6 protein-coding genes (1 of these 6 cut by a window edge) are annotated in these 9099 nt (G+C 58.6%); all 6 read right to left on the bottom strand.

Translation table 11 applies throughout. The features are described 5' to 3' along the window. Window positions 1-48: 48 nt before the first annotated feature. The gene (locus FVQ81_09410) at window positions 49-1644 is read right to left on the bottom strand and encodes a radical SAM protein (protein ID MBW7996764.1); all 1596 of its coding nucleotides are present in this window, start codon (window positions 1642-1644) and stop codon (window positions 49-51) included. 147 nt (window positions 1645-1791) lie between these two features. Beyond that, window positions 1792-2703, bottom strand: a complete 912-nt coding sequence (locus FVQ81_09415; protein MBW7996765.1) for a tetratricopeptide repeat protein — start codon at window positions 2701-2703, stop codon at window positions 1792-1794. Window positions 2704-2707: 4 nt separating this feature from the next. Next, on the bottom strand, window positions 2708-3331 hold the full coding sequence (locus tag FVQ81_09420) for a hypothetical protein (protein ID MBW7996766.1): 624 nt from the start codon (window positions 3329-3331) through the stop codon (window positions 2708-2710). 28 nt (window positions 3332-3359) lie between these two features. Continuing rightward, entirely contained in the window at window positions 3360-7577 is a 4218-nt protein-coding gene (locus tag FVQ81_09425; protein MBW7996767.1) for a T9SS type A sorting domain-containing protein, read from the bottom strand. Between the two features lie 33 nt (window positions 7578-7610). Continuing rightward, window positions 7611-8585: a hypothetical protein gene (locus tag FVQ81_09430; protein ID MBW7996768.1), complete on the bottom strand. Its 975-nt coding sequence runs from the start codon at window positions 8583-8585 to the stop codon at window positions 7611-7613. 235 nt (window positions 8586-8820) lie between these two features. After that, window positions 8821-9099: the end of a T9SS type A sorting domain-containing protein gene (locus FVQ81_09435; protein ID MBW7996769.1), read on the bottom strand. 4245 nt of this gene lie beyond the right edge of the window; 279 of the gene's 4524 nt are visible here — the last part of the coding sequence; its start codon lies off the right edge, out of view — the gene reads right to left on this strand; the stop codon is at window positions 8821-8823.

The raw sequence follows: 9099 nt of genomic DNA on the forward strand, positions 1-9099 counted from the left end.
CCGGCGGTGGGCCCGGCTGCGTCAGAAGACCGTGCCCGCGAGAGCGACTCACGACCGGTCAAGCAACGGCTCGCATTCAAGCACCTTCCACGGGTGGGCGGATACGGGCTTTTCTCTATGATGCAGATAATTCTCCCGAGCCAGCCCCTCTCCGGCCAGGCAGTCCAGCAGACGGACGTTATCGAGCGCGGAGCGTTCAAGGGCCGGGGCCAGTTCCCTGCCACCCAGCGACAACACCGCCTGGGCGGCAGTCTCGGCCGGCGACTGCCAGCTCAATTCAACGCCGGGCGCCAGTTCCCCAACCCTTCTTTTAAGTTCCCGGAATATCTTTTTCACTTCGGCCTGGCGCACCATCGAGCGGTCCTGCCACGCAGTCTGCGGCTTTGGCACGAACGGATTGACACTGGCTTTCAGCTTGAGACCGGAGCCTGCCGGGGCAGCGAGTTCGCCAAGCTGGGAGGCCAGCAGCTCCCTGTCGTTTGCGGTTTCGTCCGGCAGCCCGATCATGTAGTACAGCTTCATCCCGCTGAAGCCCGCTTCCGCCGACCAGCGCACCAGCTCCACCAGCCTGCCGGGGTCGTAAGCCTTGCCGATCGCTTTGAGCAAGCCGGGGCTGGCTGTCTCGGGAGCGAGCGTGATACTGCTCACCCCGCAGCGAACGAGCAGTTCCAGCATCTCACGGTCCAGCGATCCGATCCTGAGACTGCTCACGCTCGCGCGAAGTCCCCGCCGGGCAATGATTTCCAACAGTTCTCCCAGTCCGGGATGGTCGCACAAATTAGCGCCCACCAGACCCACGCTGCGCGCCGAGGACGGGATATCCTCGAGCAGGGAGACCACGCTGTCCACATCCGCGCAGCGGTACGGGTCGTTGATTCGGCAGACCATGCAGAACCTGCAACGCCAGCGGCATCCCCTGGCGATCTCCACCATGAACATCGAACGGAAATGCGCCAGGCCGCTCACCACCGTACTATGAACCGGTTCTCCGTTCAAAGGGGATATTACGCGGGGCACCTGCGCCGGGACGTCATCTGCCGAAGGAGAGGGAGGATCGCCCGGACGGCAGTCGTAGCGCGAGGGGACGTAAAACCCCGGCAGACGGGCCAGTTCGTCCAGGAACTCGTCGCGCGATCCGCCCGAGCCCAGCGTGCCGTGCCAGAGTTCAGTGAACCGCGGAATAAGGCTCTCGGCGTCGCCGATCCCGCAGACATCCACGAACGGGGCCACGGGCTCCGGGTTGGCCGTTATCACCGGGCCGCCGCAAAAAACCACGGGGTCGCCATCAGAGCGCTCCACTGTCCGCAGGGGCACACCCGCCGCGTTCAGAGCGCTCACCAGCCAGATCATCTCCTGTTCGTAGGATATCGACGAGGCGAGGACATGGAACGCGGACAAGGGCCGTCCGCCCTCCAGGGAGATCCAGTTGCCGGCCAGCTCGAACAACCGCTCGCAGCGGGCGCCTTCGGCAAGGTTGAATTTCCGGTAGGCGTTCTGAAACCCCAGGCTGCCGGTGATTATCTCGTAGGGCGAGAGTCCCAACAGACCCACTTCCAGGGCGCAGTGACCGGTCTTGACCAATGTGCCCTGCTCGCTGGCGAGAAGCTTGTCACGCAGTTTTTCAGTCTGCCTGGCCCAGGCCATTAACCATTCCGGCGCTGAATTAAGTACACAGGGGAAGACAGCCCTAGAGACAGCTGCCGGGGTTATAGATAACAGAAAAAGGCCTTCGCGGGAAGGCCTTCTGCTGAGAAGATATCGAGCTGTGTTCCGGCTGGTTTGAGGGGCCGGTCAATGGCGCGAAATACGGTCGCGCTCGGGAAGGCTGGGCTTGACTTTGGTTTTTCCGCCGAAAATCCTGCCGCCCAGCAGAAACGAGTCGACCAGGTTGAGGGCGAAAATGCCGAATGCGGCGTCGATCATGTAGCCGCCGACCTTGTAGCGGGTCTGCCCCAGGTCTACCCGGTCCTGAAAGACCTCGCGGCTAATCGCCATCGAGGCTTCATCGTAAGACGTCTGCCCCTTACCGCGCAACAGCCATCCGCCCACCAGCAGGCCCGCAGTGGCGCCGAGGATTGTATACCCGGTCCACTTCTGGCGGGTCTCACCGGTCTGGATCATTTTCCAGCCGGGTACGATCTTGCCGATAAACGCGCTTTCTTTTACTTCCTGCTCCTGACGGAAGCGCTCGATAGCCGCAGTTTCAATATCAGCCAGACGCTGAATTTCAAGCCGCTGTTCTTCCAGGTCGGCCTCGCTGAGCCTGACGAGGTTCTCCGCTTTCGCCAGTTCGGGATTCATCTGAAGCGCTTTCGCGGCGGCCACTCGCGCCTTTTCATACGCATGGTTGTCGTAATAGGACAGGCTGATCTGGTATTGGATGTCGACATTGTTCGGCTGGTTCTGCAGCACGATCTGATAGTTTTCGATGGCCTGATCGTATAATTTCATTTCGCGGTAAACATCGCCCAATCCCTGACGGGCCATGCTGTTGCCGTAATCCAGCCCAACGGCCGCCCAGAATTCCTGCTCCGCCTCGGTCCAGAGATTCATCGCCATGTATTGCTTGCCGCGGGCTACGTGCTCGGCAGCCAGGTAAAGGTTCTCAACCGTCTGGCCGCCATAGTCGAACTGGGCGCCGGCGCCCTGCGGAACCAGCAGGGACAGGCACAGCACGGCACAGGCTGTCAGCTTGGCGTACAATTAATCACCCTCCTTCCATGCTGAGCATGAGCAGGACATTAATCTTGCTCAGCAAGTCTGTCAGGTAGCTGTCGGAACCCGGATCCAGCATGGCTGCGGGATCCGCGATCACGGCAGCGGAATCGTATTCGCCGATATTGAAAAACGCCTCGGCCAGCACGGCGTTCAAATCGTCCGAGTTAATCGAGCTCCTGTGCTGGAACACGTAGAGCGAATCGATAGCAAGCGCGCTCTGGACATTGCTGCGGACCAGCGTAAAATTCGGCGGGCTGACCTCGCGGTAGCTCAAGCCCAGTCCGGCGAACACATCCGCGCTGTCCGCACCGCTGGACGGCGTCTTGCTCATGGCGGTGTTAAAATGGCTGATCGACCGATCGACCGAATCCTGCATGGCCAGGCTCCAGGCCAGTCCGATATAGGCCTCGGGCCACAGACGGCGGCTGTCCAGATCGAGCGCATTACGGAAATCGATAGTAGCCAGGCCGAAATTGCCCTCGGAAAACCTGTCCCACCCCCGGTTAATTTCGCTATCGTATGCCGGGCGGGGGTCGTATTCTGGCGCCGACGGTGTGCTGCAAGCTCCCGTGATCAGCACCACTGCGGCCAGCATAGTCAACAGGCTTTTCATACAGCCAGCTCTCCCGCGCGTTAGCGGTTTAACGTAACAGCACCATTTTTCTCATAATCACCGCGCCCGGGGCGCTCATGCGGTAGAAATAAACTCCGCTCGGCACGTCACGCCCGCCGTCTGTCTTGCCGGACCATTGCACCGAATGGCTGCCGGGCTGGACCGTTCCGCTCACCAGCGTGCTGACCACCTGGCCCCTCAGGTTGTACACCTTGAGGGAGAACCCCTCCACCGGCTCGTCACCGGGCACCGTGAATGAGATAAAGGTGCTTGGATTGAACGGGTTTGGGCTGTTCTGCGCCAGGCTGAAACTGGAGGCCCTGGGTAACCGGGAACTGCCGGGACCGAAGGCCAGCAGTGCGTAAGTACCATCACGGTCGACCGCCGCGCTGAACGTACCGGTTGCCGGATCGTAGATCGTAGGCAGCGGCTGCCATCCCCGCTCTTCCAGGCGGCAGACAGCCATCCGCCCCGGGTCCTCGACACCCTTGCCATCGATCACCACCCGTGCGCCCGTCCCGATCGCGCCCTCGAGCAGGGTGAACGTATAGCTGAGCACCTCGACCATGCTTCTCAAGTCCCCGCCGAGACTGCCGGCAAGCTCGCTCACCGCCTCTTTCAACCGGTCATCCCCGACAGGCTGATTGGTGCTGGCCAGCAGGCGGACGCCATCATCGGCGGCCGAAGCCGGCAGTTCGAGCCACGCCGAGCGGTCGGGTGTAAGAGCGCGCACCGCGAGCCGGGTAGAGGCCAGGCTGGACGAATAGGTTTTGCTGTACTCGCCCAGGGCGCCCGCCAGGTTGCGTCCCGAAATTGTGAGCAGGAACGAGGACCGGGTGGTATAATGAGCGCGGTAGATATTATTGGTCCCGACCTGGATAGCCGCCACCTGCTGGTTGTTGAAGGCGACAGTCGGGTTGGTCAACAACTGCTCGCTGGAGATGATATAGGCGGTAACGTGACCGGCGAACACCGGATTACGGTTGATCAGCACGAAAAACTCCGGCCCCGATCCCTGGTGTGTCGTCAGCAGCATGAAGTCATGGGTCTGATTGCTGCTTACCGGGTAACCCGACTTGCCGCGTACGAAGACTTTCCAGAAATAGCGCGTGTTGTCGTTAATCGGACTGACTGTCAGGGTGGTATCGGTCAGGTTATCCTGGGAAGCCACCAGGCTGCTCATGCTGAACTGGTCGTCCAGCGAGAGCAGGAAGTCATAGACCAGCGTATCGGTGCTGTCCTGCGAAGTGCTCGCGTTCCAGACGAATGAAACCGTGGTCGTGTTGACCGTATCACCGTCGCCCGGGGCCTGCAGGTCGAAGCCCGACGGCAGGTCCGCCCCGTTGGGATCGAAACTGCGGCTGAAGAGCATGGTGTTTTTGCGCTGCTCCTCTGCGATATACAGATCGACCCGGTTGTCGTTGTTGAAATCGGCGACGGAGGCGTGACGGGAATTGCTGCTCCAGGTGGGCATCAGTCCCACGTAGGCATCCTCGAAGTTTCCGAGTTGGTCGTTGACCAGCAGCCGGTTAGCCTGACCGAAGTTAAGATAGTAGAGGTCGAGAAAACCGTCGGCGTTAGCGTCGAAAAAACGCACGCCGTAGGTCTCGTCGCTCTCGGCCGGCAGGCGGCCGGTGTTGTCGCGGGTAAATTCACCGAAGCCGCTGTTGAGGTATAATTCGTTCATCGTAAAATCGCTTTGGGCCACCACCAGGTCCAGATCGCCGTCGCTGTCCACGTCGGCCAGATCTCCGCCGCGGGCGTTGGCCGAAGTGCCGCTGGAGAGGGCATGGTACCTAAGGATACCGTTGCCCTCGTTGCGCATGTAGTAATGCTCGCTCGCTCGGTTGATAACCACCACGTCGGGCCGGTTGTCGTTGTTAACATCCCCCACGATTGCCCAGATGCTCTGGAGCGCCGGTTCATTGGACAGCCTGGTGGCGGAAACGTCGGTGAACACGCCCCTGCCGTCGTTAAAGAGCAGCCGGTTCTGCTCGCCACCCTGACGGCTGTTGGCAACGTAGAGGTCCATGTCCCCGTCCCCGTCGAAATCAGCGGTGACGATACAGCTCGTGCCCCAGTCGTCCTCGGGCATGAACGTATTTCCGTCGGAATCGGCGAACTCGAAGGTCATGTCCTCGAACCGGCCGCGGGTATTGTTGATATACAGCCTGTTCTGGCCGTTGTCCGTGGCGAAAATCAGGTCCAGGTAGTCATCGGCGTTAACGTCGGCCACGGCCACATGCGTCGTGTTGTCGCGCGACTGGACCCCCAGTACGGACGCGGTCTGGTCGGCGAAACCGATCACCTTGTTATAGATATACGCGTTGTTGATTTCACCGTAGTTGGCCACCACCACGTCCAGGTACCCGTCCTCGTTGAAATCGGCCACGACGCTGGCGCGGCTGGGCAAGGCTGCCAGGCTGCCGAGCTGGTCGGTCGTATCGACGAACGTGACCTCGCCCAACGAGCCCGGGCTGACCACATCGTAGCTGAAAGAAGCGTTTAAATACGGGGCGCGCCGTCTGTCTCTTTCCACGTTACCCAGCGAGTCGGTAACCTGGACAAAATATTCGATCCTGCTGCCGGCCGAGCGCGGAGGAATTTCCGTCCAGTAGTGGGCGCCGTAGTTCTGCATCTTAAGGTCGAAAAACGTGTCGCTGTTGCTGATATTCCTGTATTTCACCACTACCGAGTTGATCTTGACATTACTGTGAATCCAGCTTTCTATTTTTACGGGCAATATCGTGTTGGTCGTGGTCAGGGCATCCGTGGTCAGGGTGATGCCCAGCTCAGGGACGATATTAATGTCGCTAAGCACATCGAACGTATACGGAGCCACAAACTGGCTGGAGTGAACGCTGTCCGGCCTGGAGGCCACGTGGCCCGCCGTATCGGTGGCGACTATGATATAGCCGACAGCCGTATTGAACGGCTGGCCCGGTATCCCGGCGGTATATTCATCGTTCGTGTTCGGAACGTTGACCATCCGCACGGTATCTTCATAGCTGCCCGCCTGGGTGGAGTAGAGCAGGTCGGTGCTGAACCAGAAGTTGTCGACCACTTTCGCGTTAATCTGATACGGACCGTTAACGTCCTGCGTATTGGGATACTCGGTTGTGAAATAGAAGAACGGCGCCACTGTGTCGCGGGCGATATCGGCGTTCAACTCCGGTATGAATTCAGCGCTGGCAAGCGAGTCGAGCGCCACGTGGTCCAGTGTATCCGGACTGGTGACATTGATCGCGCTGATAGTTTTGATTTCGGCGACATTAGAATACACCAGGCCCCAGACCTGGCCGTTGCGGTCGGTTGGAGTCTGCGGCTGGAAGTATGAAATACCGCGATCAGGCGTAGCTCTCAGCTCGATTTCGACGTTGGGGATCGGCACGTTGTCGGCATCGAGCACGGTCACGGTCACCACCGAAGCGCTGCGGCCGTTATTGAGCACCGGACCCGTGGCCCTGATATAACCGTTTCGCGCCTGGTTCCGCTGATCCGCGACCTCGTAGGGACCGAGTACCTGGAACTCGTTCACATCGTTGGCCTGGAAAGTCAGCAGAACGCTGTCTCTCACCTCTCCCTGGTCCTGGCTGAGAATCTCGAGAAACAGCATGGTCTGGCCGGCGAAGTAAGGAGCGTTAGACCCGTCGAAGCGCCGGTAGTTACCCATGTTCATGACAAATTTGCCGTCGGCGTTGGTCAGCACGGCGTATAACATCGTGCTGTCAATGAGCGTACCGGTCTCCAATACGCGGGTCCAGCGGTAGAACGAGCGGACAATCACGTTGCGCAGCGGCTCGCGGGTCTTGGCGTCCACGACAGTACCCTGGAGGTTACCGCCGAGGCTGGGAAAGGGCGGCAGCCTGGTCAGGACCGAATCGTAACCCAGGATGCTGCCGGCGCCCTCGGCTTCATCGGAGCGCACCTTGTAGTAATAGGTCGAGTCGATAGCCAGCTGAGTAACCTGGACGAAATGGATCTGGCTCGGAGGCTGAAGGGTATCTCTCCTGACCTGGGTCAGCGCCCCGGGTTCCAGACCGAGCAGCAATTCGTTATCGTTGGTCGGCTGGTTGGTGCGCCAGGTCACCACGAAGTTGTTGCCGCCGTAGTTGGACAGCCTGACGTCGTAAACCTGCAGTTCATCATCCTGCTGAGCCGCTGTCTGGCCCGGCAGGGCCAGTAACAGCCAGAGCAGGGCGGGCAGCAGAACTTTGATTTTATTCATGCAAGACTCCAGCATCATACGATTCCCCGGGGGGCGAAGATTACCGGCTTCTCAACTGCTTGAATTACTCGACGGGCTCAGTTTCCTGAGCAGGGCCAGCAGATCGAAAATATCGACTTTCCCGTTGCCGTCGACATCCGAGGCGGCGTTGCCCTCGACTTTGCCACCGATAACTTTCAGGAGATCGAGCACGTCGAAAATGTTCAGCGCACCGTTACCGTCCACGTCGCCGGGCACCGAGGCGTTGGGGTCGATCACCTGGATCGATATTGTTCCCAGATCGGTTTGCCCGAAACCTAGCTGGTTGGTACTGTCTGCAACATTGGTCCAGTAGTTGGGAACCAGTTCCAAGATAATCCGGTCGGCACCGTATTTTTTAAATAGGCCAGTACCGGAAGCATTGTACATTATCCCGGCATCACCGATCCAGACACCGTCATCGTCGCTCAATACTACCTTTGGAAGCGAAGTTCCATCAAACTCGTTTTGCAGCCAGTATCGAACCAGACATCTCTTAATCGGGTTACCCCAACTGTCTTGGAGTTCTCCCCAGACAGTTTTCGGTGCATCAGCCTGACTGTCATCGAGCGTCGTAAACTTGAAGTTTTCGCCGTCGCTGTCCCAAATATTATCGTTCGAAATCACACGAAAACCGTACTCGGTATCAATCTGCAAGCCGATAATCTGTACCAGGTGCGTATACGATTCTCCAATATAACCGGCACTCACGAAATAGGTGCTATCGGGAGCGATGACTTCGATTTTATTGTCCCGGGTTTTCTGATCGGTCGTCCAACTGACAAAAGCTGTCGCTACACTCAGATCGGTTACTCTCATATTGTTCATCTGCACCGGTTCCTGCTGGGCAAGCGAGAACGCAGGCATAGCGATCAGTGCCGCCACAAGGAGGAAAACGAACTTTCGCAGCATCACTCGCACCCCGTTTTTATGTTCAGAATTTCGTAAATGATTTACTGGTTTGTTGTATGCAATATATATACCATAAAATACCTGTGTTTGATCCATTTGCGACTGCTTAATTTATAATTTTGCGGACGTGCATCCCGCACCATGTTTTACCTAGCCTAACACCCGTATTGCCAGCCGTTCAGTTTGAATCAAACCCTGGAGCAGAGTTGCCAGGCGACGGCAAAATCTTCCCCCTCCCCGCACATAAAGAAAAGGGCTTCCCACCGAGTGGCGGGAAGCCCTTTTTACGCAATGCAAGACTTCAGGCTAATCCCCCATTATCCAGCCAGGATCATTTAAGAATGACCATCTTGCGCGTTGCGTTGAACTGCGGGGTAGTCAGCCTGTAGAAGTAGACTCCGCTCGAAACTCGCCGTCCGGTGCGGTCTGTGCCGTTCCACTGGACAGTATAATCGCCCGGCTCCAGGGAGCTGTTAACCAGCTCGGCCACTTCCCGGCCGCGGAGGTTGAACACCACCAGCCTGGCCTTGACCGCCTGCACGCCCTCGGGTACGCTGAACTTGATCGTGGTCGAGGGGTTGAACGGGTTAGGGTAGTTCTGCGCCAGGCA

Source organism: Candidatus Glassbacteria bacterium, from assembly GCA_019456185.1.
Classification (GTDB): domain Bacteria; phylum Gemmatimonadota; class Glassbacteria; order GWA2-58-10; family GWA2-58-10; genus JAJRTS01.